At 76.9% G+C, this 229-nt stretch carries 1 protein-coding gene; it reads right to left on the reverse strand.

Annotated elements, in window-relative coordinates; translation table 11 throughout:
- Nucleotides 1–229 (reverse strand): aldolase/citrate lyase family protein (locus QWY29_RS20690; RefSeq protein ID WP_300963093.1); only part of this gene is annotated, 229 nt, incomplete at both ends.

Below are 229 nucleotides of genomic sequence, written 5' to 3' on the forward strand. Positions count from 1 at the left end.
GGTCAGCCGCTCGCTGGCGCGGGCGATGGCGAGGGCGTCGAGGATCGCGACCGGGGTCTCGATCATCGCCCAGAGCGTGGTGTGGTCGGGGGCGCCGGCCCGCTCGAGGGCCGCGACGAGCGGGTGGACCTCGTCGGCGGAGCCGACCGTGGGCACGACGACCGCGTCGGGGCCGGCCGGGGCGATGGCCGCGATGTCGGCGTCGTGCCACTGGGTGCCGATGCCGTTG

Source organism: Nocardioides abyssi, from assembly GCF_030412915.1.
Lineage (GTDB): Bacteria > Actinomycetota > Actinomycetes > Propionibacteriales > Nocardioidaceae > Nocardioides > Nocardioides abyssi.